Origin of the sequence: Rhizobium sp. CG5, assembly GCF_023701945.1 — a bacterium.
Classification (GTDB): Bacteria; Pseudomonadota; Alphaproteobacteria; order Rhizobiales; family Rhizobiaceae; genus Allorhizobium.
In genome coordinates, this window is record NZ_JABAEF010000020.1 from 56,002 (window position 1) to 77,809 (window position 21,808).

The 21,808-nt window shown below is 59.1% G+C and carries 22 protein-coding genes; 20 read left to right on the top strand and 2 right to left on the bottom strand.

Going from position 1 to position 21,808, the window contains the following annotated elements:
* Nucleotides 1–27: 27 nt before the first annotated feature.
* Nucleotides 28–1,215 (bottom strand): plasmid partitioning protein RepA, encoded by a 1,188-nt coding sequence (gene repA / locus HGO38_RS25270; RefSeq protein ID WP_156538534.1) that lies wholly within the window; start codon nucleotides 1,213–1,215, stop codon nucleotides 28–30.
* 366 nt (nucleotides 1,216–1,581) lie between these two features.
* On the opposite strand from repA, the gene traI reads away from it, so the two are divergent.
* The 12 genes from traI to trbI are packed head-to-tail and all read left to right on the top strand — an operon-like array spanning nucleotide 1,582 to nucleotide 11,912.
* Nucleotides 1,582–2,217 (top strand): acyl-homoserine-lactone synthase, encoded by a 636-nt coding sequence (traI, locus tag HGO38_RS25275; RefSeq protein ID WP_250958588.1) that lies wholly within the window; start codon nucleotides 1,582–1,584, stop codon nucleotides 2,215–2,217.
* Nucleotides 2,214–3,185, top strand: a complete 972-nt coding sequence (gene trbB / locus HGO38_RS25280; protein ID WP_250958589.1) for a P-type conjugative transfer ATPase TrbB — start codon at nucleotides 2,214–2,216, stop codon at nucleotides 3,183–3,185. Before traI ends, trbB begins: the two co-directional genes overlap by 4 nt.
* Nucleotides 3,175–3,579 carry a conjugal transfer pilin TrbC gene (gene trbC, locus HGO38_RS25285; RefSeq protein WP_250958590.1) on the top strand — a complete coding sequence of 135 codons (405 nt, stop codon included), beginning with the start codon at nucleotides 3,175–3,177 and terminating at the stop codon, nucleotides 3,577–3,579. The genes trbB and trbC overlap by 11 nt, the downstream gene beginning before the upstream one ends.
* Nucleotides 3,572–3,871: a conjugal transfer protein TrbD gene (locus HGO38_RS25290; RefSeq protein ID WP_250958591.1), complete on the top strand. Its 300-nt coding sequence runs from the start codon at nucleotides 3,572–3,574 to the stop codon at nucleotides 3,869–3,871. The genes trbC and HGO38_RS25290 overlap by 8 nt, the downstream gene beginning before the upstream one ends.
* A gap of 9 nt (nucleotides 3,872–3,880) precedes the next feature.
* Nucleotides 3,881–6,349: a conjugal transfer protein TrbE gene (locus HGO38_RS25295; RefSeq protein ID WP_250958592.1), complete on the top strand. Its 2,469-nt coding sequence runs from the start codon at nucleotides 3,881–3,883 to the stop codon at nucleotides 6,347–6,349.
* Nucleotides 6,321–7,130 (top strand): P-type conjugative transfer protein TrbJ, encoded by an 810-nt coding sequence (gene trbJ / locus HGO38_RS25300; RefSeq protein ID WP_110807933.1) that lies wholly within the window; start codon nucleotides 6,321–6,323, stop codon nucleotides 7,128–7,130. Before HGO38_RS25295 ends, trbJ begins: the two co-directional genes overlap by 29 nt.
* Nucleotides 7,127–7,354, top strand: coding sequence for an entry exclusion protein TrbK (gene trbK / locus HGO38_RS25305; protein ID WP_250958593.1), 228 nt, complete (start codon nucleotides 7,127–7,129; stop codon nucleotides 7,352–7,354). The genes trbJ and trbK overlap by 4 nt, the downstream gene beginning before the upstream one ends.
* Nucleotides 7,348–8,535, top strand: a complete 1,188-nt coding sequence (gene trbL, locus HGO38_RS25310; protein ID WP_250958594.1) for a P-type conjugative transfer protein TrbL — start codon at nucleotides 7,348–7,350, stop codon at nucleotides 8,533–8,535. Before trbK ends, trbL begins: the two co-directional genes overlap by 7 nt.
* A 17-nt stretch (nucleotides 8,536–8,552) precedes the next feature.
* Nucleotides 8,553–9,230 (top strand): conjugal transfer protein TrbF, encoded by a 678-nt coding sequence (locus tag HGO38_RS25315; protein ID WP_132279446.1) that lies wholly within the window; start codon nucleotides 8,553–8,555, stop codon nucleotides 9,228–9,230.
* Between the two features lie 17 nt (nucleotides 9,231–9,247).
* Nucleotides 9,248–10,105: a P-type conjugative transfer protein TrbG gene (trbG, locus tag HGO38_RS25320; protein ID WP_110807980.1), complete on the top strand. Its 858-nt coding sequence runs from the start codon at nucleotides 9,248–9,250 to the stop codon at nucleotides 10,103–10,105.
* The gene (gene trbH, locus HGO38_RS25325) at nucleotides 10,102–10,578 is read left to right on the top strand and encodes a conjugal transfer protein TrbH (protein ID WP_250958595.1); all 477 of its coding nucleotides are present in this window, start codon (nucleotides 10,102–10,104) and stop codon (nucleotides 10,576–10,578) included. The genes trbG and trbH overlap by 4 nt, the downstream gene beginning before the upstream one ends.
* A gap of 11 nt (nucleotides 10,579–10,589) precedes the next feature.
* Complete coding sequence (trbI, locus tag HGO38_RS25330; protein WP_250958596.1) at nucleotides 10,590–11,912, top strand: IncP-type conjugal transfer protein TrbI; 1,323 nt, start codon at nucleotides 10,590–10,592, stop codon at nucleotides 11,910–11,912.
* A gap of 78 nt (nucleotides 11,913–11,990) precedes the next feature.
* On the opposite strand, the gene HGO38_RS25335 is transcribed toward trbI, so the two are convergent.
* Nucleotides 11,991–13,643, bottom strand: coding sequence for a Na/Pi cotransporter family protein (locus HGO38_RS25335; protein ID WP_250958597.1), 1,653 nt, complete (start codon nucleotides 13,641–13,643; stop codon nucleotides 11,991–11,993).
* A 252-nt stretch (nucleotides 13,644–13,895) separates the two neighbouring features.
* Between HGO38_RS25335 and HGO38_RS25340 the strand changes: the two genes are divergently transcribed.
* The 8 genes from HGO38_RS25340 to HGO38_RS25375 are packed head-to-tail and all read left to right on the top strand — an operon-like array spanning nucleotide 13,896 to nucleotide 21,752.
* Nucleotides 13,896–14,705, top strand: a complete 810-nt coding sequence (locus HGO38_RS25340) for a DeoR/GlpR family DNA-binding transcription regulator (RefSeq protein WP_156633547.1) — start codon at nucleotides 13,896–13,898, stop codon at nucleotides 14,703–14,705.
* A 57-nt stretch (nucleotides 14,706–14,762) separates the two neighbouring features.
* Entirely contained in the window at nucleotides 14,763–16,328 is a 1,566-nt protein-coding gene (locus tag HGO38_RS25345; RefSeq protein ID WP_250958598.1) for an ABC transporter substrate-binding protein, read from the top strand.
* Between the two features lie 59 nt (nucleotides 16,329–16,387).
* The gene (locus tag HGO38_RS25350) at nucleotides 16,388–17,335 is read left to right on the top strand and encodes an ABC transporter ATP-binding protein (RefSeq protein ID WP_250958599.1); all 948 of its coding nucleotides are present in this window, start codon (nucleotides 16,388–16,390) and stop codon (nucleotides 17,333–17,335) included.
* Nucleotides 17,332–18,348, top strand: coding sequence for an oligopeptide/dipeptide ABC transporter ATP-binding protein (locus HGO38_RS25355; RefSeq protein WP_250958600.1), 1,017 nt, complete (start codon nucleotides 17,332–17,334; stop codon nucleotides 18,346–18,348). Before HGO38_RS25350 ends, HGO38_RS25355 begins: the two co-directional genes overlap by 4 nt.
* The gene (locus HGO38_RS25360) at nucleotides 18,348–19,265 is read left to right on the top strand and encodes an ABC transporter permease (RefSeq protein WP_250958601.1); all 918 of its coding nucleotides are present in this window, start codon (nucleotides 18,348–18,350) and stop codon (nucleotides 19,263–19,265) included. Before HGO38_RS25355 ends, HGO38_RS25360 begins: the two co-directional genes overlap by 1 nt.
* A 1-nt stretch (nucleotide 19,266) precedes the next feature.
* Complete coding sequence (locus HGO38_RS25365; protein WP_250958602.1) at nucleotides 19,267–20,133, top strand: ABC transporter permease; 867 nt, start codon at nucleotides 19,267–19,269, stop codon at nucleotides 20,131–20,133.
* Nucleotides 20,134–20,149: 16 nt separating this feature from the next.
* Nucleotides 20,150–20,953 (top strand): glycerophosphodiester phosphodiesterase, encoded by an 804-nt coding sequence (locus tag HGO38_RS25370; RefSeq protein ID WP_250958603.1) that lies wholly within the window; start codon nucleotides 20,150–20,152, stop codon nucleotides 20,951–20,953.
* Nucleotides 20,946–21,752, top strand: coding sequence for an inositol monophosphatase family protein (locus HGO38_RS25375; RefSeq protein WP_250958604.1), 807 nt, complete (start codon nucleotides 20,946–20,948; stop codon nucleotides 21,750–21,752). The genes HGO38_RS25370 and HGO38_RS25375 overlap by 8 nt, the downstream gene beginning before the upstream one ends.
* The last annotated feature ends 56 nt before the right edge of the window (nucleotides 21,753–21,808 follow it).

Here is a 21,808-nt window from a genome sequence, read left to right on the forward strand (position 1 = left end):
GTCGCAGTTTGTACGGCTGACAACGGGTTATGCATTGCGACGCCCCCAAGCCTTCTGAAGTTGCTCGATGACTTCATTGTTGACGGCGTCCATCGACTCACGCGCTCGGTCATATGTCGCGGCCGTGAACTGAGCGCGCTCGACCTCATACAGGCTCTGCTTGGTCAGACCTGCGTCGGACACGGCAGTGGACTTGACCATATGATTTTTCATCATGTGCTCAGCGAACATCGACTGCATGAAACCGACCATTTGTTGCTGCGGTATATCGGTTGGCTCGTACCGCGTGACCAGATAGCGGAACCAGTCAAGAGATACGTCAACGCCGACGCCTTCGACACTTTTTAGGATCTCGCCCAGCATGAGCAGGAACTGGGACATCGACATGATGTCGAGCATCTGGGGGTGCACCGTGATGAGGACCGATGTCGCTGCCGTCAGCGCTGTGAGCGTCAGATAACCAAGCTGGGGAGGGCAGTCGACAACAACAACATCGTAGCGATCATCGACTTCCGCCAACGCGTCGCCGATACGGGTGTAGAACATCTTGCCAGCAGTCGAATCTTTTCGCTGCATAGCAATTGGTGTGTCGTACTCATACTCTTGCAGTTCAAGATTGGCTGGCACTACATCGAGGTTTGGAAAATTGGTAGGCTGGATGACGTCCTTGATCGACTTGCGTCCGTCGTCGTAGCGCAACGCTTCGTAGAAGGATTTCTTTTCGTCTAGCTCTGGCTGAATGCCATAAAGCGCAGTCAACGATGCCTGAGGATCGAGATCTACAGCTAGAACCCGGTAGCCCTTCAGCGCCAGGAATTGCGCTAGGTGAGCCGAGGTCGTGGTCTTACCCGAACCGCCTTTGAAATTGACGACTGCAATAACCTGCAGTTTCTCGTTAGCCTGCCGGTGTGGAACCCGATCAAGAAGTTGACGAAGTTCGTTTACCTGATCTGCGGTATAATAGCGTCGGCCGGTCGAGGTCGTACTTGGCTCTACGCCCTTTCCTTGGAGGTGCAGCTTCTTAAGATAGCTCTGCGAGACGCCGACAAAGTCCGCGACTTCCGCTAATGAGAATTGGCGAAGCGACTTCTGTGCGTTTGGGGGAAATTTTTCGCGCCGCAGCATGTCGAGTTTCGAGGATATATCTCCGCCCTGCGCGAGGATAATATCTGCGAAACTCGACACTTTCTCCGAAGCGGCCATTTTCACGTTCATTCAGCTATTCGCCTTTAGTCACGATAATTTTAAGGAACTGATCCAATTATCGTGACAATCGCCCGATTCCCATCTCTGGGCAAGGGATTTAAGGTTAACAAGGAGTTAACGGATGTTTCCAGATTCTATTGCCCAAGGCGAATCTGCGATCAATTACTGTGAGTTAGTCAGATTTTCTCTCTTTCGGCTAGTCGTCGCAAAATGCAGATTTGCACATGAATCTCCTCCGCCTATCTCACCACACGCTCACTTTCCAAGAGCCGGACCAGCGACTCGCTAGAATCACCTGAGGTGCAGATCTGCACATAGGCACACGCTGAATGAGATGATTTCTGTCCGCATGACCTTGTTCAAGCGGAGATCATCATGCGAATATTGACCGTCGCACCCGACCAATACGAGCGCCATCGCAACGACCTGAGACAGATGCACCGTCTTCGCGCGGCGGTATTCGGCGGACGTCTCGCCTGGGACGTATCCATCGCCGCGGGAGAAGAGCGCGACCAGTACGATGATTGCAGGCCGACTTATCTTCTGGCACTTGCCGACGGTGGACTCGTCGCGGGTTGCGTTCGTCTCCTTCCAGCTTCTGGTCCCACAATGCTGGAGCAGACCTTCCCCCAGCTTCTCGATGCAGGTTCGCTTCGCCATCATTCAGGCATGGTCGAGAGTTCACGCTTCTGCGTCGATACCTCACTCGCCTCGCAGAGGGACGCAAGCCAACTGCATCTTGCGACGCTCACCTTGTTCGCCGGTATCATCGAATGGTCGATGGCGAGCGGTTACAGCGAGATCGTCACGGCCACCGATCTCCGCTTCGAGCGCATCCTGAAGCGAGCAGGGTGGCCGATGCGGCGTCTCGGCGAACCGGCCACGATCGGCAACACCATCGCTATCGCCGGATGCCTGCCGGCAGACAGTGGCAGCTTTAAGCAGGTTTGCCCAAAGGGTTACCATTCGACCCCGCAGATCGATGGGTCATTGCTCAGGAGCGCTGCGTGACCCAGCTCCGCTCTCATCCCCGCCTCGTCCGCAAACTACAGGACGCGCTTGGCGACCAACTGTGCACCGCCCTCGATGACGCAACCGTCGTCGAAATCATGCTCAATCCAGACGGACGCCTCTTCATAGAACGGCTGGGGCACGGCGTGGCACCGGCCGGCGCAATGAGCACCGCCGCAGCTGAGGTCGTCATCGGCAGTGTTGCTCATGCCCTGCAGTCGGAGGCCGACGACGAGCGGCCGATCATCTCTGGTGAACTTCCGATTGGTGGACACCGCTTCGAGGGGCTGTTGCCGCCGGTGGTCTCCGGACCGGCATTCACCATTCGCCGTCGTGCCTCGCGTCTCATTCCACTGACAGACTATGTGAAGTCGAAGGTGATGACGGAAGCACAGGCGTCCGCCATTCGAAGCGCGATCGATGCGCGGATGAACATCGTCATCTCCGGTGGCACGGGGTCGGGCAAAACGACGCTCGCCAATGCCATCATCGCCGAGGTCGTCACTGCGGCCCCGGACGATAGGATGGTCATTCTCGAAGACACGGCCGAAATTCAATGCGCGGCCGAGAACGCAGTGTCGCTGCACACCAGCGATGCCATCGACATGGCGCGCCTGCTCAAGAGCACGATGCGTCTGCGCCCCGACCGCATCATCGTTGGCGAGGTCCGCGACGGAGCCGCCCTAACGCTGCTCAAGGCCTGGAACACCGGCCATCCCGGCGGCGTCACCACGATTCATTCCAACACGGCGATGTCAGCTTTGCGCCGGCTCGAGCAACTGACGGCAGAAGCCAGCCAGCAGCCGATGCAGGAGGTGATCGGCGAGGCCGTCGATCTCATCGTCTCTATTGAGCGAACGGGAAAGGGGAGGCGGGTCCGTGAGGTGATCCACATCGAAGGATACCGCAACGGCCGCTACCAGACCGAACATTATGCCCAGATCGATGAGGACAGCCATGTCGCGTAAAATCTCTATTCTTCTCACCGGCGCGACGCTTGTCGCCATTTCTATCGGCTTTAGTGATTCCGCATTCGCTTCCTCGGGCGGAGGCGGTCTTCCCTGGGAATCGCCACTGCAACAGATCCAGCAATCGATCACCGGACCTGTCGCCGGGTTTATCGCGCTGGCCGCTGTCGCCATTGCCGGCGCCATGCTGATCTTCGGAGGCGAACTCAATGATTTCGCGAGACGGCTTTGCTATGTCGCGCTGGTGGGCGGTGTGCTCCTCGGAGCCACACAGATCGTCGCTCTCTTCGGCGCGACCGGCGCCTCGATCGGCGAGGGCCACGCACAGGCCGAGCAAGGAACTCCCGAACCGAAGGCGACGCCGGCCACAGCGGGGGAGGGGGCTCATGTCTGAGGCCGGATCTTCTCTGGCACGCTCGCGTGTGCACAGGGCGCTATCGCGCCCGAACCTGCTCATGGGCGCCGACCGCGAGCTGGTGCTGCTGACGGCGCTGGCCGCCATCATCCTGATCTTCGTTGTCCTGACCTGGTACGCGGCACTGTTCGGCATCGCGATCTGGCTGGTCGCTGTCGCGGCACTCCGCATGATGGCCAAATCCGATCCACTGATGCGCCGGGTTTATCTGCGCCACATTCCCTACAAGACGTCTTATCGCGCGACGTCGTCGCCGTGGCGCAAGTTCTGAGGATTTCAGATGGTCGCCCTCAAATCATTCCGCCATTCCGGACCGTCATTTGCCGATCTGGTGCCCTATGCCGGGTTGGTCGATAATGGGGTCATTCTGCTGAAAGACGGCTCCCTGATGGCCGGTTGGTATTTTGCCGGGCCGGATAGCGAGAGTTCGACCGACGCCGAGCGCAACGAGGTGTCACGGCAGATCAACGCCATCCTTTCGCGGCTCGGCTCCGGATGGATGATCCAGGTCGAGGCCATCCGGGTGCCAACCGGCGATTATCCGACTGAGGCTGAATCCCACTTTCCCGATCCCGTCACGCGCGCCATCGACGATGAGCGGCGGGCGCATTTTCAGAAGGAGAGGGGGCATTTCGAGAGCCGTCACGCTTTGATCCTGACCTGGCGGCCGCCGGAGCCGCGGCGCTCCGGCCTGACGCGCTATATCTATTCGGATGCCGCAAGCCGCTCCGCAACGTACGCCGACAAGGCGCTGACAAGTTTCCTGACCTCGATCCGCGAGGTCGAGCAGTATCTTGCCAATGTCGTGTCCATCCGCCGGATGATGACGCGGGAAACCTCTGAGCGCGGCGGCTATCGCGTCGCGCGCTACGACGAGCTGTTCCAGTTCATTCGCTTCTGCGTAACCGGCGAGAACCAACCGGTGCGCCTGCCTGATATCCCCATGTATCTCGACTGGCTGGTGACGGCCGAGTTGCAGCATGGCTTGACCCCAATGGTCGAGAACCGCTTTCTCGGCGTGGTTGCGATTGACGGCCTGCCGGCCGAAAGCTGGCCGGGTATCCTCAATACGCTCGATCGCATGCCGCTCACCTACCGCTGGTCGTCCCGCTTCGTTTTCCTCGACGCCGAAGAAGCGCGGGCAAGGCTCGAACGCACCCGCAAAAAGTGGCAGCAGAAGGTGCGGCCGTTCTTCGACCAGTTGTTCCAGACGCAATCACGCTCGGTCGACCAGGACGCCATGCTGATGGTGGCGGAAACCGAAGACGCCATCGCAGAAGCCTCCTCGCAGCTCGTCGCCTATGGCTATTACACGCCGGTTATCGTCATCTTCGAAGAAGATGCGGTCGGGCTCCAGGAAAAGTGCGAGGCCATTCGCCGGCTGATCCAGGCCGAAGGCTTTGGCGCACGCATTGAGACCCTGAACGCCACCGATGCGTACCTCGGCAGCCTGCCAGGCGTCTCGTACGCCAATATCCGTGAGCCGTTGATCAACACCCGCAATCTCGCCGACCTCATCCCGCTCAATTCCGTCTGGTCGGGCAGTCCAGTAGCACCTTGCCCATTCTATCCGCCGGCCTCGCCACCCTTGATGCAGGTGGCATCCGGGTCGACGCCATTCCGGCTGAACCTACATGTCGATGATGTCGGACACACGCTGATCTTCGGGCCAACCGGCTCTGGCAAGTCGTCGCTGCTGGCGCTGATTGCCGCGCAATTCCGACGTTATGCCGATGCCCAGGTGTTCGCCTTCGACAAGGGCGGCTCGATGCTGCCGCTGACGCTCGGTCTCAACGGCGATCACTACCAGATCGGCGGCGATATCGGCCCGTCGGCTGGTGGTGAGGTGAAGGCGCTTGCCTTTTGCCCACTCGCCGAACTGTCGACCGACGGCGACCGTGCCTGGGCCTCCGAGTGGATCGAGATGCTGGTGGCGCTGCAAGGTGTGACCATCACTCCGGATTATCGCAACGCCATCTCCAGGCAGTTGGCGCTGATGACTGAATCCCGTGGTCGCTCGCTGTCGGACTTTGTCTCCGGCGTGCAGATGCGCGAGATCAAGGACGCGCTGCATCACTATACCGTCGACGGTCCGATGGGGCAGTTGCTCGACGCCGAGGAGGACGGTCTGGCGCTTGGCGCCTTCCAGTGCTTCGAGATCGAGGAACTGATGAACATGGGCGAGCGTAATCTCGTTCCCGTTCTCACCTACCTGTTTCGGCGTATCGAGAAACGCCTGACCGGCGCGCCTAGCCTGATCATTCTCGACGAAGCCTGGCTGATGCTCGGTCATCCGGTGTTTCGGGACAAGATCCGGGAATGGCTGAAGGTGCTGAGAAAGGCCAACTGCGCCGTTGTGCTTGCCACCCAGTCGATCTCGGATGCGGAGCGATCCGGGATCATCGATGTGCTGAAGGAATCCTGCCCGACCAAGATTTGCCTGCCAAACGGCGCGGCACGCGAACCGGGCACGCGTGAGTTCTATGAGCGCATTGGCTTCAACGAACGGCAGATCGAGATCGTCGCAACCGCCATTCCCAAGCGCGAATATTACGTCGTCTCCCCGGAGGGCAGAAGGCTCTTCAACATGGCGCTCGGTCCGGTCGCGCTCTCGTTTGTTGGGGCGACGGCCAAGGAAGACCTCAAGCGCATTCGCGGCCTGCATTCCGAACACGGGGCCGCATGGCCTCTTCATTGGCTCCAGCAAAGGGGGATCGCCCATGCCGAGACACTTTTCCCGACATCTTGAAACCGTAAATCTGGTCGTCGTCGTTGCGAGCGCCCTTGTGATTGCATTGCCAGCTTCAGTTCAGGCCGGGGGCGTGACGGGCCAGGCGACCGAATGGACACAGCTCGCCAACAATACCGAACTGATTTCGCTGGTCGGCAAGTCGGCCGAGCAGGTCAACAACCAGATTACCCAGATCTCGCAGCTTGCCGAGCAGATCCAGAACCAGATCAACATCTACAACAACATGCTGCAGAACACGGCGCAGTTGCCAGGCCACATCTGGGGCCAGGTCGAGAATGACCTGAAGAACCTGCAGAACGTCGTGGAGCAGGGGCAGGGCGTCGCGTTTTCGATGGGCAATATCGACGACGTGCTCAAGCAGCGGTTTCAGAGTTTTTCGGAAATGAAGAGCAACCTGCCTGACGGAGCAAGCTTCTCGTCCACCTATCAGAACTGGTCCGACACCAACCGCGACACGATCGCTGGCTCCCTGAAGGCCGCAAACCTGACGGCCGACCAGTTCTCAAGCGAGGAAGGTACGATGTCGTCGCTGCGCTCGATGTCGGAAACGGCCGACGGACAGATGAAAGCGCTGCAGGTCGGCCACCAGATCGCAGCACAGCAGGTCGCGCAAATGCAAAAACTGCGGGGCCTCGTCTCCCAACAGATGACGATGATGGGCACCTGGTTTCAGTCGGAACAGGCGCAAAAGGATCTCGCCCAGGCGCGCCGCGAAAAATTCTTTAGCGGAAGCGAACATGACATCCGCGGCGGGCAGACGATGGAGCCCCGCTGGTGAGCGCGCGCCTTGTCATCATCCTTGCTGTAGTGGGGATCATCGCGTCCGGCCTCGGCATCGCCAGGTGGATCGTCCAGCGGGGACCGACTCCCATGTCCGGAGCGGAAGAAGCATCGCCAGAGGCTGCATCCGACGCAGACCGCCGTGCTCACCGGGAAGAGTTCTTTGGTGGCGACACCACTCGCGACATTCGCGGCGGCCAGGAGATGAAGCCGAGATGGTGATCGTTCCTGCCTCCCGGCGCATCGAGCGCGCCATCGTCGCGATCGGCCTTATCCTGATCGCTAGCACGCCCGCTCTGGCGCAGCAGGGTCAAGTGCTGACCACGCTGGAGAACGCCGTTGTTGCGGCAGCCAAGGGCTGGGAGACGACGGTGATGAATGCGGCGCGGTCGTTGTTCTGGATCCTTGCCGGAATCGAAGTCGGCATCGCCGCTGTATGGTTGGCGATCAATGCTGCCTCGCTCGACAGCTGGTTTGCCGAGCTGGTGAAGCGCATCATGTTCATCGGGCTGTTCGCCTTCATTCTCAATGAGGGGCCGGCATTCGCTAAGGCGGTCGTCGACAGCCTCTATCAGATCGGAGCTGGCGGCGGCTCGGCCTCGCCCGCCAACATTTTTGACGCCGGCATTCGCGTTGCAACCAAGATGTCCGAACAGGCGAAGTTTGGCCTCTTCGAGGATAACTCCCTGGCGATCGCCGCCGTCTTCGCCATGGTCGTGGTCGTCGTCTGCTTCTCGCTCGTTGCCGCGATCTTCGTCTCGGTGATGGTGGAAATGTATGTCGGGCTGCTCGCCGGCATGATCATGCTCGGATTAGGTGGCACATCCTACACCAAGGATTTCGCCATCAAATATCTGGTGTACGCCTTTTCCGTCGGCATGAAACTGATGGCGCTGGTAATGATCGCCAAGATCGGCTCGGACATTCTGCTCGGCTTGGCCGAAGCACCGACAGCAACTTCCGAGCAGTTCATCACGACGCTCGCGATCGCCGGCATTTCGGTCGTGGTCTTCGTCATCGCCATGTATGTGCCGCCAATCCTGCAGGGTGTCGTTCAGGGCGCCTCCGTTTCCGGGGGCATGGAATCGATCCGCCACGGTGGACAGGCCGCATCTTTTGCGGCGGGTGCCGGCTTCCTGGCGACGGCCGCAGCCAGCAGAGGATTTCAGGCAGCAGGCGCGGCAAGGGCAGGGGGAGCATCTCTTGGCAGTGCCGCCATGCGCGGTATGGAAGCGGGCATCGGCGGTGCTGCCGGCGCGGTCGGTTCTGCCGCGAAAGACAAGGCCGTCGGGTCACCCGGCGCCTATGCCGGATCTCTGCTCGGGCTTGCCAATGCCAAACTCGACCAGCAGTCGGGTCGAACCGCATCGCCTCCACCACCGCCGCTTAACGAGACCAAATAACTGGAGGCCGATCAGCCATGGCCGGACACAATCCGCTCGATAATCCCGATCTTGCCAATCCCTATATCGCCGCCCGCAACGAATGGAACGAGCGCTATGGATCCTATGTCAGATCCGCCGCCGCATGGCGCATCGTCGGCATAGCCGGCATGACCATGGCTGTGATCGGTTTTGGCTACGCGCTCTACCAAAGCACGCAGGTCAAGCTCGTTCCCTATATCGTCGAGGTCGACAAGCTCGGCACAGCCGTCAACGCCGGCTTCCCGCAGCAGATCGAATATGCCGATCCGCGCGTGGTGCGTGCGACCCTCGGCAGCTTCGTGTCGAACTTTCGAAGCGTGACTCCGGACGCCGTCGTGCAGAAGCAATACATCGACAGAACCTATGGGCTGCTGAGGACATCCGATCCGGCAACCGAGAAGGTCAATGCCTGGTTTCGCTCCAACTCACCGTTCGAGAAAGCGAAGAACTCGACGGTGGCCATCGAGGTGAACAACATCGTCGCGCTGTCGAACCAGAGCTACCAGGTGGACTGGACCGAATTCGAGCGCGACCGGCGCGGCAAGGAAACCGCCGTCCGCCGCTTCCGTGGGATCGCCACCGTGACCCTGACGCCGCCACAAGACGAGGGCGTCATCCGCTTGAACCCCATCGGTCTCTATCTCCGCGACTTCGACTGGACAGCACAGCTTTGAAAGAAATGGCCCCGAACATGAAAATCCCCCTCACAAGAATACGGGCCACGCTGACCGCGGCGGCTTTTGCCTCGGCGGTGCTGGCGTTATCGGTCACTGCTCCTCTGCATGCTTTTGGGGCCGATGGCGTCACGGCCAACGAAGCAAAGGGCATGGGTATCTCCACGCAGTGGCGGGGGTCTCGCGGCTTGGTGACCAAGGGTGCCGACGGCAAGGTGATCTTCCTCTACGGCGAGGTCCAGCCCTCCGTCGTCTGCTCGCCGCTGCAGGTTTGCGATATCGAGCTTCAGGGCGGCGAGGTGGTCCGTGACGTGCTGGTCGGCGACACCGTGCGCTGGAAGGTAGAGCCCGCGACTTCGGGGGCGGCCGGCGGTCAGGCCATCCATCTGATCGTCAAGCCGTCGGAGCCAGGTCTTGTGACCTCGATGGTCGTGACGACGTCCAGGCGTACCTATCACATTCAGCTCAAGTCTCATCCGACGCAGTATATGGCGCGTGTCGGCTTCGAGTACCCTGAGGATGTTTCGGCGAAGCTGGCCGACATCAACGCGCGGATCGAGGCGACCACCATCCCAGGCGCAGGCGTCCCCGCCGAGCAGCTGAACTTTTCCTATTCCGTCTCGGGCAACGCCGGCTGGCGGCCGACACGGGTCTATTCCGATGGGCTCAAGACCTACATCCAGTTTCCACGCTCGGTCTCCGGCCAGGATGCGCCTGTTCTTTTCGTCACCTCAGGCGGGCAGAACCGGATCGTCAACTATCGGATGAAGGGCGACATGATGGTCGTCGATTACCATGTCGATCGCGCGGTGCTCGTGTCGGGGGTCGGTTGGAAACAGGAAAAGATCACCATCAAGCGGGGAGGGCGGCAATGAACATCCCTCTCTCCCATTCGCGCGCCTTGCAACGCCTCCGCAATTATGCCGCAGCCTGCGCCCTAGCCGCCCTTCTTTCCGGATGCCAGTCGATAGGGACTGACAGTGTCGTGGCCAGCAGCGCGCCACCGGAAATCTCCGGTCCTGCGGCCAGCGCAATCGCCGGCGATATGGTGAGCCGCCTTGCCGAACAGATCGGGCCGGGAAAAGCGACCGTTGCGCTCAAGACTGATACCTCGCCCTTCGGACAGGCGATGGAAGCGGCGCTGAAGGGATGGGGCTATGCCGTCGTCACCGACCAGAAGACAGATAGCGGCGCGACGGTCATCCCGCTCGCCTATGTGATCTTGACTGTCGATGGTCAGGTGCTGGCCCGTCTATCGACAAATAGCGTCGAGCTCGGCCGCGCCTATTCCGTCACGGCAAACGGCGCGACGCCAGCGAGCGCCTTGTCGCTCATGCGGCGCGGGTGAGGGAGGATCATATGGTGCAATCTCTCAATCTCGGCGGCGCCCCAAACAGCCGGGCCCCATCGACTATCCGGCGGATCAACCGTCTGCCGATCATCGTCATTGCCGTCTTGGCAGTCACGTTTCTTGGCGTCATCTTTTATGGGCTCGCCTCGCGCGGATTGTATTTCGGCAAGGACAGCGGCCCGGAGAAAAGTTCGGAAAACCCCGCCTCGACGTTTGCCGACCAGATCAAACGCGGAGTCACCGACGGTATCATCGGCGAGCCACAGCAGCAGACCACCTTCCAGCCGACGCCGGTCGAAACAAAACAGGTCGATGAAAAGGCCAGCAATCCCTTCACGCCGCAGCCGGGGCAACACGAGGTGCAGGAGCGCGGTCAGGATCTCGAAGCGGAAGGGGTCTGGCGTGCCCGTCTTCAGCGAGAACAACAGGAGCAGCTTCTGCGTGAGCAGCAGCGCCAGCGGATGGCCCGCCTGCAGGCAAACAACGCTGCCTATGATGCGCCGCTTGCCATCGATCGCGGCAAATTGGATGGGCGTGCTGAAACGCATGATGCGACCGCAGACACAGCGGGAAGAGCCTCGACAGTTCCGACAGACAACGGAAGCTCCCCCGATCTCTATGCAGCGGCGCTCCGCGCCGGGCTCGGTGGTCAAAACGTTGATCCCAATGCCCAAGGCGCCAAGGAAGACTTCTTCAATGCCGACCTGAAAGAGCTTGGCTACCTGCCGAACCGTGTCGTGCCCCAACAATCGCCCTTCGAGCTGAAGCGCGGTTCGGTCATTCCGGCAACACTGATCACGGGCATCAATTCCGATCTTCCCGGCCGGATCACCGCCCAGGTGAGCCAGAGCGTTTACGACAGCGCGACGGGCCATCGTCTGCTCATTCCGCAAGGAACGAAGCTCTTCGGTCGCTATGACAGCAAGGTGTCATTTGGTCAGAAACGCGTTCTCGTCGTGTGGACCGACATCATCTTCCCGAATGGTTCGACTTTGCAGATTGGCGGCATGTCGGGGACGGATGCGCAGGGATATGGCGGTTTCAGCGACAAGGTGAACAATCATTATTTGAAGACTTTCGGCTCGGCGGTGCTGATTGCCCTGATCGGGACAGGTATCGACATGGCCGTTCCGGAAAGCTCGACGCTCGCGACCCAGGACACTGCCTCGGATGCTACACGGCGGAATTTCGCCGAGACCTTCGGGCGCGTTGCGGATCGAACCATCCAACGGAACATGGATGTTCAGCCGACGCTCGAAATTCGGCCTGGCTACAAGTTCAATGTTCTTGTCGATCAAGACATTGTTTTCCCAGGAGCCTTCAAAGGCTGACCATCGGCTGGAACAGTCGACAAGGATGGCTCGATCTAGCGCGGTCGTGCCCGATCAGGACATCCAACCCTGGAGAGCTTAATCTGCCGAAACCCTGACGATGAGGCGGCTTTCACCGAGAAGCCCCTGCTCATCCATGATCGGGTGGGCGACCGACACAATGTGGGCGTTGATGCGCTTGAGATCCCGAAGAATGTCGAGATGAAGTGAGCTCGTCTGAAGGCTATCTGCGCGACCGTTCCTCAGCCGCTCCAGGTGTCGCTCGGAAGATTGTTTTTCCATGTTTCGAACGTCAACCTTCCTCTCCATCAATTGCTGGGCGAGGTTGAAGTCACGCGTGATCAGGATCGTTTGCGAAATTCGCAGGTTGTCGATCGTCAGCTTGAACAACTGCTGGAGCTCGGCGAAACCATCGTCGGAAAACTTCAGTCCTTGGGAAACCTTCTTTCGCATTGCCGGCAAAAGACCTTTCTCGATGATGTCACCAATGTGCTCGAGATTAATGGCATAATCGATGATGACGATCGATTTGCGCCCTTCGTCCTCTGAAAGGCCTGTCCGTCCGAGCTTCGACAGATAGACCTTGATCTTCTGCTGCAAGCGATCGACCTGAGATTCCAGGGCAGGGATCTCGCGAAGCCCGGTTTCGTTGTTGTGATCGAAGGCGTCAGATGCTTTCAGGAGCATTCTCTCGATCAGATCTCCGACACCGAGTACCTCCCTAGCGGCGCTGGCAAGTGCCACGACCGGCGTCGAGAGTTCCTCTGGATCAAGATATTTTGGCGCGTCTCCAGATTGCATCTGCTCGGGTATCAAGATCGCCATCCAACGTGCCAATAGCCTTGAGAACGGCCAGGCAATCAGCGCGAGGCAGAGGTTGAAGGCGAGGTGCACATCGACCGGCAGCTTTGTCGCGGCGAGGGGGAGGATCGCAAGCAAATCAGCCGCTACCTGTGCCCCCGGGAGGGCAATCAGACAACCAGCGGCGCGCACGATAAAATTGCCAAGTGTCACACGTCGTGCCGCACCGGAACCTGACAAAGACGCAATCACTGGTGGAACGGCACCTCCGAGATTGGCACCAAGCACCAATGCGACGACAAGTCCACCAGAGAGCATGCCTGTCGACGATAATGACAAAATCAGGATAACCGCCGCGAGGCTCGACGATGACAGTATGGCGATCAGCGCCGAAAAAATCATTGCCACCGGCCACGCGTTGTCAAGCAGCCCGATGAAGGCAGCAAGCGCAGGCGAATGACGGAGGGGCTCGGTCGCACTGCTCAAGAGATGCAGCGAAAGCAACATGAGGGCAATTCCGATTAAAGCGGTGCCAGCGCCCTGCCGTGCCGTGGAATTACTTCTATAGAAGATGATGCCGACGAACAGCAGAACTGGCGAAATCCATTCGATTCCTGTCGCTACGATCCAGGCCGTTACGGCTGTTCCAACGTTGGCGCCAAGAAGCACCACCTGGGCCATCCTTGGTTTGATCAGCTCGCGCTCGACGAAGGAAGACACCATCAGCGCGGTTGCAGTCGAACTTTGCAACGCGACTGTCGCGACAAAACCCGACACGAATGACCGAAGGCTTCCCTTGGTACCGCTAGCCAGTCCCGTACGAAGCTTCGCGCCAAGCGCACGGGTCGCTCCATCTTTGACCAGTGCGAGCCCGAAAAGAAGCAGCGCCACCGCTCCGAGCAAATTTATCATGACGACCGTGGAATTCAATTCTTGAGCTCCGTTCGATTTCGAGTTGTCCGGCGTGTCGATTCAGCAAGATGCGATCCCTTGCCGTCTTCGACTTTGGAGCGTTAGAGAGCAGCGGTTACTATGATCGATATCGCTCAATTATTCAAGAGTCTCAGTTTTCCCGCTCGTGACCATCTCACTCGGACAATGAGTTTATCTTCGTAATTGCTGCAAAGCAGCATCTTTTGTCATCAACCTGTCATTTGACAAAGATAGATAACGATCATACCAATGATCGAATTAGATCACCATTCGAAGAGAGACACCGTGCTTACAGCCGCCCAGGACCGCCAAGCCAAAATCGCAGAGCTGCTGCGCGAGGAGCAGTTTGTCGCGATCAATACGCTGACTGAACGTTTCCAAATCTCGCTCGCAACAGCCCGGCGCGATCTTGGCGACCTCGAGCAGGCCGGCGTACTTCGCCGGACGCATGGTGGTGCTGTTAGCGTCAATCAGGTCGGCCAGGACCCAACGCATGCTGCGCGCGCGATTTCGCGTCAAGCAGAGAAGGCAGCCATTGCTGCCGTCGCCGCAGGGATGATCGCCGACGGTGACGCAGTCTTTCTCGATGCCGGGACGACCGCACTTGAGGTCGCCAAGATCCTGTCGGCTCGCAAAGGTCTGACGCTGATCTCCAACGGTCTCGATATTGTAGCCGAGCTCTCCCGGGGCGAAGGCAACACCATTTATTCCGTCGGTGGTGAGTTCACCGATACGAACCGCTCCTATCGCGGACCGCATGCGGAAAGCTTCATTCGCCAGTTCAACGCCGACAAGCTGATCCTCAATGCCAGCTCGATCGATCTCGATCGCGGCCAGATCTGCACATCGACACCGATGAACGCCAGCGTTCAGAAAGCCATGATCGAAGTCTCGAGCCGTGTGATCGTGGTCGCCGACCACTCGAAGTTCACGAAATCCAGCCTGTCGGTCACAGCAAAAATCGAGGACGTCGGTGTGATTATCACCGACGTCGGCACCAGGACCATCATCGACACGGTGCCAGAAAAATTGCGGAGGAAGTTCGTGATCGCGAACTAGGGCTCGATGTCCCCGCCAATCCGTCAATAGAAACTTGTTAAGTCCGGGAGAGGACCGATGGTAAAAACTGATCGCAGAAATTTCCTGATCGGCGCAAGCGTTGCTGCGCTTGCATCGACCACCAGCCTGAAATTCGCCTTTGCAGCAGATCGCCGCGCGTTGCGTATCGGCGTCAACGGCCTGCCGAGTTCGCTTGAGCCGATCAACGGTATCAGCAACACCGGTCCCCGCATCATCAACCAGATCTTCGACACCCTTATCCGTCGCGACTATTTCGCTGACGGCGCAAAGGGCAATGGCATCAAGCTGGTGCCGGCACTCGCCGAAAGCTTTGAACGCATCGACGACAAGTCGGTACGCTTCAAGCTGCGCCAGGGCGTTAAATTCCACAACGGCGCTGAAATGACGGCTGAGGACGTAGCCTTCACCTTCTCTTCCGAGCGTCTTTGGGGCGACGAGGCGATCAAGACCGTCCCGAACGGCCGCAATTTCTCGCCGAACTGGGATGAGCCGGTCGTCGAGGACAAGTACACGGTCGTGCTGCGGACCAAGACGCCGTCCTATCTCATCGAAAAGTATCTCGGTTCCTGGCTCGGCCCCATCGTTCCGAAGGAATATTACAAGAGCCTCGGCGCGGTCGCCTTCGGCAACAAGCCGATTGGTACCGGTCCGTACAAGTTCCAGGAACTTGTTGCCAACGACCACGTCACGCTGGAAGCCAACGACGCTTATTGGGGTGAAAAGCCCACGGCCTCGCAAATCACGTATCAGGTCGTCGCTGAACCGGCGACACGCGTCGCCGGTCTCATCAGCGGCGAATACGATATCATCACCACTTTGACGCCGGACGACATGGCGCTGGTTGACGGATACTCGGACCTCGAAACACGGGGCACGCTGATCGAGAACGTCCATATGTTCACCTTCAACATGAACCAGCCGATCTTCCAGAACAAGGCGTTGCGCCGGGCCCTGGGCCTCGCGGTCAATCGTCCCCTGATGGTCGAAGCACTCTGGAAGAAAACCGCATCAATTCCGAACGGCTTCAACTTCCCGCACTATGGGGCAAGCTTCGATCCGAACCGCAAGGCGATGGAATACAACATCGAAGAAGCCAAGCGCCTGGTCAAGGAAAGCGGCTACGACGGCACGCCGATCACCTATCACACGATGGGTAACTACTACGCAAACGCCGTACCGGCGCTGATGATGATGATCGAGATGTGGAAGGCGGTTGGCATCAATGTCGTACCGAAGATCTACGCTCCAGGAACGACTCCTAAGGATCCAGATATCTTCATCCGCAATTGGTCGAACGGCCAGTGGCTGACAGATGGTCTGACGACCCTGGTATCCGAGTTCGGTCCTGGCCGCGGCATCCAGAAGCGCTGGGGCTGGAAAGCACCTGCCGAGTTCAACGAACTTTGCGACAAGGTGGCCCAGATGAAAGATGGCGAGGAGCGTTCGGCTGCTTTCAACCGCCTGCGCGATATCTTCGAGGACGAGGCTCCTGCCGTGCTCTTGTATCAGCCGTACGACGTCTATGCCGCGCGCAAGGACGTCCAGTGGAGCCCGGTCTCGTTCGAGACCATGGAATTCCGCAAAAACCTGAACTTCAAATAACGACGGACCGACAAAAATGGCGGTGCGCATCCGTGCGCACCGCCCCCTGGGAGGGAAGAATGTCTACTTTGTTGAATGTTCGTAATCTCGTGGTCGAGGTTCCGGCACAAAAGATCAAAATCATCGATGACGTGAGCTTCTCCCTGGAGGCCGGGCAGACGCTTGGGCTTGTCGGAGAATCCGGCTGCGGCAAGAGCATCACCTGTTTTGCGGTTGGCAACATGCTTCCGCGCGGGATCGTCCAAACGGCTGGCTTGATCGAATTCGGCACAGATCATGAGTTAGTAGGCAAGGCCGGGAAACCGACCATCGCGATGATTTTCCAGGACCCTACGAGCAGTCTCAACCCGGTCCATACGATCGGCTACTACCTTGAATCGGCGCTCTACCGCCATCAGGGCCTAAGAGGCAGTGACGCCCAAATGGAGGCCATGCGCCTTCTTGAGCGGGTAGGTATTGACCGGGCCAAGAGCCGGCTTCGTTCGTATCCGCATCAGTTTTCCGGTGGCATGAACCAGCGCGTGATGATTGCTCATGCCCTTGCGGCCAAACCCCAGCTTTTGATTGCAGACGAACCAACGACAGCGCTGGACGTGACGATGCAGGCGCAGATCCTCCATCTGCTCGAAGAGCTGAAAGCTGAAACCGGCATGGCCCTGATCATCGTTTCGCATGATCTGGGTGTCATTGCGCGTTTGGCCGACCGGGCAGCCGTAATGTATTGCGGCAAAATCGTAGAGACAGCGCCCGTCGCCGAATTGCTGGACAGGCCAGCGCACCCCTATGCGCGCGCGCTTATCGACTGCATGCCGAGCATCGATGCGGCCGATCTCGAGCCGCCGGTTCCGATCCCGGGTTCGGTCCCGCTTCTCGATAGCCTGCCTGAAGGCTGTTATTTCCATCCGCGCTGTTCGCGGGCGAGCGGTGAATGCACCGCTCGCTTCCCGGCGCCTGCAAGGATCGGCCTCGCTCATGAAGCCGCTTGCTATCATCCGGTGGCCGCATGACGACCCATCTTCTTCAGACGCGTGACCTGTCCAAGGCGTTCAAGCACAAGACTGGTTTCTTCGCCAAGCCAACCAGCCAATTCGCGTGCAATGCCATTGATCTGGAGCTCGCTCCACGCGAGCGGCTGGGGATTGTCGGCGAGTCCGGTAGCGGCAAGTCCACGCTCGGTCGACTTCTCCTGGGACTGACCCCGCCCACCAGCGGCGACATCTGGTTCGAGGGTGTCGACCACAAGGAGCGAAGCGCACAGGACTGGAAGCAGTTTCGCATCAGAACCTCGCTCGTGCAGCAAAACCCTTTGTCCGCATTGAACCCGCAGATGACGGTCGGTCAGCAGGTTGCCGAGGGCCTCCTGGTGCATCATGTCAGTGATCGCTCAGGCGCCTATGAACGAGCCGCGGCCATGCTGGAGCGTGGCGGTCTGTCGAGTGCGATGATGAGCCGCTATCCCCACCAGATGTCGGGTGGCCAGAGACAGCGCGTGGTTATCGCTCGTGCTCTGATCCTCGATCCGAAGCTCGTCGTCTTCGACGAAGCCGTCTCTGCCCTCGACGTTTCGGTGCAGGCGCAGGTCGTCGCCTTGTTGCGCGAGCTTTGGCAGGAGCTCGATCTCGCCTATGTCTTCATCACGCATGATCTCCGCATCGTTCGTCATCTCGTTGATCGTATTGCCGTCATGTATCTCGGCCGCGTCGTCGAGACCGGAGATATAAAGTCGGTCTACCAATGGCCACGCCATCCCTATACGCGCGCGCTTCTGGCTTCCGTTCCGACAATGGACCCGACGGTTCGCAATATAGAACCGCCGATCAAGGGTGAGCTCGACGCATCAAAAGTCTCGCACGGATGTGCGTTCCGTTCGCGCTGTCCATTTGCAATCGACATATGCGCAACCGAGACACCGATCCTTAGACAGGTTGGCGGACAGCTAGTCGCATGTCACCGGGCTGAGGAATTCCCACAATCGATTGCGTCATCGCCCCAGACTGCACTGCAGGAGGAGATCGCGTAATGGGTCCTTTCATAACAGCTCGCATCATCCGGGCACTCATCGTCCTCATCTCCACCGTGACAGTCGTCTTTGTCGTGCTTCGTCTGAGCGGCGACCCTGCACAGCAGATGCTGCCAGATACAGCGAGTCCCGAAGCGCTGGAGGCTTTTCGTGCAAAGTGGGGATTGGATCGAACAATCTTCGAGCAATATGTGATCTATATCGGGAATGCGCTGCGGGGAGACTTTGGCACGTCCTTCGCGGATGGCCGCGAAGTCTTCGAAATTGTCAGAGAGCGAATTCCAAAGACACTGCTTCTGACGGTGTCCGCCTTCTTTATCAGCATAATGATTGGCATCCCGGCCGGTATCATCGCTGCTGTGCGCCGTGAGTCCCCTGTCGACAAGGGTGTTATGGCAGGAGCGGTGCTCGGCTACAGTATCCCAAACTTTCTGCTTGGCTTGATATTCGTCTTTCTGTTCGCCGTCTGGCTGCGTGTGCTTCCAAGTTCCGGCAGCTCTTCCTGGAAACATATGATCCTTCCGGTGGCAACGTTCGCCCTCTTCAATGCGGCGGGCATTGCGCGGTTCATGCGTTCGACGCTGATTGACGTGTTGGGCCAGCCCTACATCGCTGCCGCGCGTGCCGACGGGATCCCGAACTGGGAGATCATTGTTCGGCATGCTTTGCCCAACGCCGCTATCCCGATGGTGACCACGCTCGGTTTTACCGCTGGCGGTCTTCTGGGCGGTGCTGTGCTCATTGAACCGGTCTTTGCATGGCCAGGCCTTGGCAGCGGTTTTGTCGCCGCCACCAGCAGCGGCGACCTCTCGGTGGTCCAGGCGATGATCCTCCTGTTTACCGCCTTCATGGTGACCATCAATCTGACCGTCGACGTCCTCTACGCGGTTCTCAACCCCAAGATCAGGAAGCAGTGATATGACGACAGCGACATCATCGCGTTCGTACACGAGCGCCATCTGGGCACCTTTCCACCGCATGCCGATCAGCATCGGCGCGTGTTGCACATGGATCGCAATCGTCATCGTTATCGGCGTTTCGGCGCGATGGGTGGCGCCCTATGACTACCTCCATCAAGACCCTCTGGCCCGCTTTGCCAAGCCGTTCCTGTCCGCCGCCCATTTTCTCGGGACCGATTACCTTGGCAGAGACGTGGTAAGCAATCTTCTGGTAGCAACCCAGACGACCCTGATGATCGCCATTATCGGATCTATCATCTGCGCTTTGGTCGGCACCAGCCTTGGTTTGCTCGCCGCCCACTTCGGTGGGTGGGTGGATAACGCCATCATGGGGTTTTCCGACGCCATGGCGTCCATTCCCTTTATCATCGTTGCACTCGGCGTATTGGCAATTTTCGGGTCCAGTCCGCTCCTGTTCGTGTTCCTGGTCGGGTTTGCGAATTGGGAGCGCTATGCCCGCCTCACACGCGGGTTGGTTTTGAGCGCCAAGGAAGAGGGCTACGCGGAGGCCGCCCGGATCGTCGGCGTTCCGCCTATGCGTATCTACCTGAGGCACATGCTCCCGAATATCGCCGGGCCTCTCATCGTGCAGTTCACAGTGAACTTCCCAGAAATCATCCTGCTCGAAAGCGGCCTGAGCTTCCTCGGCCTTGGCATTCAACCACCCGCGACGAGCCTGGGCCTGATGGTGGCAGACGGTCGCAACTATCTGGCCATCGCATGGTGGCTGGCTGCGTTCCCTGGCGCCGTGATCGTGCTTACGACCCTGTCGATCAGCCTGCTCGGCGACTACCTGCGCGACCGTCTCGACGCGCGGCTCCGTTAAACGAAAGGAAAAGAAAATGAACCCGCTGAGAATGACACCGAAGACGTTGCGTGTCGCCGGCCACCGCGGCCACAGTGAAGGTGCGCCGGAAAACACGTACGCCGCATTCCGTAAGGCCCGCGAATATGCCGGACCGGGCGTGACGTGTGAAACCGATCTGCGCATCACCAGCGACGGCGAGCTCGTCCTGATCCACGATGAGACCGTCGATCGCACGACCGATGGCCAAGGCCTCGTCCGCAACATGGCCTATGCCGAAGTCGAGACCTTGAGTGCCGGTAGCTGGTTTGGTGAGGAATTCGCCGAGGAACGGGTGCCTCGTCTAGCCGACGCTCTGCAGTTTGCTCGTGAGCATGGCATCATTTACCAGCTCGAATTGAAGACCTACGGTCAGGACGATGTCTTCTTTCCGAGGCTGAAGGCGCTGATCGAAGAACTGGGATGCGCCGATCTGTTGCAGTTTTCGTCGTTCGACTTCGTCCAACTGCGCGCGTTGAAGAAGGCGATCCCGGACGTTCCAACGGTCGGTCTTTCCCATTCCCGTTTGATCGATCCGGCCGCGATTGCCCTGGAGGCAAACGTCGACGCTATTAACCTCGAAATCCATCATTTTCCAAGCGGCGAGGCACGCCAGTTGCACAACGGCGGTATCGCGACCTTCCTGCACGTGCCACCCCCAAGCAAACTGAAGAGCCTCAAGACCTACGGCGTCGATATCGAGGCTGACGTCGTTGAATGGATCCGCGATGGTCAGCTCGACCAGCTGATCAGCAACGATGTCTCCCAGGTCGTCCGGCTCAAGGACATGGCCAATGCATGATTTGAATACGCCAGCCTCGGTCGAGATAATCATCGAAGGAATCGCTCGGGAGGCCGGCAAGCTTGCCCTTGAGCATTTTCGATCGCTGGCAAGCCTGCCCGTCGAAAAGAAGGGGCACCTTGATCTTGTGACGGAGGCCGACAGGCAGGTCGAGGACTTGTTGATCGCGCGTCTCAAACAGGCCTTTCCGAACGACGGTATCTACGGAGAGGAGCGCGGTGAGCTCGCTGGGACATCTGGTCGGATCTGGGTCATTGACCCAATCGACGGAACCTTCAATTTCGTTCGAGGCGGCGACAACTGGGCGATCTCGATCGGTCTGTTTGAAAACCGCCGCCCAACTTTCGGGGTGATCTACGCGCCTGCTCGCGACCAGATGCTGGTGGGGGGCATCTCGGTTCCCACACAGCTTAACGGGAAGGCGTTGTTACCGCTGCGTCCACTCGACATGTCGCAGGCGGCCATGAGCTTTGGTATCCACCCGACAGTGGCAACCGAAGATCGCCTCGAACTGATGCGGTTTATTTCCGATGAGCTGCGCATCAGCTTCCGGTTCTGCGGGTCGGCAACGCTATCTTTTATCTCTGTCGCACTGGGTGAGACCGACGGTTACCTCTCTCTTGGCGACTCGACATGGGATGTGATGGCGGCTCTGCCGATCCTCGCCAATCTTGGCGTCTCGCACACCATCGACTGGGACAACACCGACCTCTCGCAGAAGCTGCGGTTTGCATGTGGCGGGGAGGAATTCGTCAGCCGGCTTCAACCGCTCCTGCAAAACCTGGCAGCTGCCGCGTGATTGTTCGCAAATGACTGGAACCGGGTGCCGCGCACGGTCGCGGCACCCCGAAGCCA